At 68.0% G+C, this 1,476-nt stretch carries 1 protein-coding gene; it reads left to right on the top strand.

The features are described from left to right. The first annotated feature begins 235 nt into the window (after positions 1-235). A complete protein-coding gene (locus ACYVJ0_RS13490) occupies positions 236-1,453 on the top strand; it encodes an IS110 family RNA-guided transposase (protein ID WP_460818368.1) in 1,218 nt (405 codons plus the stop codon). Positions 1,454-1,476: the final 23 nt, after the last annotated feature.

Here is a 1,476-nt window from a genome sequence, read left to right as displayed (position 1 = left end):
GACCCGTTACTTTCTTCGTGACCGTCTGGCGGAGGATGCTAGGCGGTGACGGCCTGCCGGGCCCGGCATGATTGCTGCCCCCTGTCTTTGATGATCCGGGGGGTGTTGTCACCGGGCCTGGTTGGCGGTGTGTGATCGCTGATAGGGGCTGGACCCGAGCATGCTCGAGGCCGTTCGTAACGTGGATGCCGAGACGCACCGTCGCGGACGCCGTCGTGAGCGAACGGAGGACACTGTGGTCACCAGCATCGGCAGATACGACGAGGTCGACGTGTTCGTCGGGCTCGACGTCGGGAAGGGCGAACACCACGCCGTCGCCCTCGACCGGGCCGGCAAGAAGCTCTTCGACAAGGCGCTACCGAACGACGAACGCCGGCTTCGTGGAGTGCTCGACCAGCTCGCGACGCACGGCACGATCCTGCTGGTCGTGGATCAGCCCGCGACGATCGGCGCGTTGCCGGTCGCGGTCGCGCAGGCGGCTGGCGCTCTGGTCGGCTACCTTCCCGGGCTGGCGATGCGCCGCATCGCCGATCTGCACCCCGGTGAGGCGAAGACCGATGCGAGGGATGCCGCGATCATCGCTGAGACCGCACGGACGATGCCGCACACGCTCCGATCCATCCAGGTCGCCGACGAGCAGGTTGCAGAGCTGAGCATGCTCTGCGGGTTCGACGACGACCTCGCCGGGCAGATCGTCCAGGTCTCCAACCGGATCCGCGGCCTGCTCACGCAGATTCACCCCGCACTCGAGCGCGTGATCGGACCGAGGCTGGACCATCCCGCGATGCTCGACCTGCTGCAGCACTACCCGTCACCGGCCGCGATGAAGTCGGCGGGCGAGAAGCGGCTCGGGAACCGGCTCCTGAAGAACGCACCCCGCAAGGGCCGCGTCTGGGCGGGCGAGATCACCAGCGCTCTCGGTGAGCAGACGGTCGTGGTCACCGGCACCGACGCCGCCGCGCTCGTGCTCCCACGCCTCGCGGAACAGCTCGCCGCACTGCGCAGGCAACGGGACGAAATCGCCGTCGAGGTCGAGAAGATCGTCGACTCTCACCCTCTTCAGCCGGTCCTGACGAGCATGCCCGGAGTCGGCGTCAGGACCGCGGCCCGGCTCCTCACCGAAGTCACCACGAAGACCTTTCCCACCGCCGGGCACCTCGCCGCTTACGCCGGTCTTGCACCCGTCACCCGAAGGTCCGGGACCTCGATCCGGGGTGAGCATCCCTCCCGCCGGGGCAACAAGATCCTGAAACGGACCATGTTCCTCTCCGCGTTCGCGGCGCTCCGAGACCCCGAGTCCCGCGCCTACTACGACCGGAAGATCGCTCAGGGCAAACGCCACAACCAAGCGCTCATCGCACTCGCCAGACGCCGCTCCGACGTCCTCTACGCCATGCTCCGCGACGGCACCCTCTACCAGCCACGCCTTCCCGAACCGGCCCTCGCCGCTTGACAAGAGACATAGGGGCACCCCCC

The organism is Microbacterium petrolearium (genome assembly GCF_054782875.1).
This window is presented reverse-complemented; position numbering and strand designations above follow the sequence as displayed.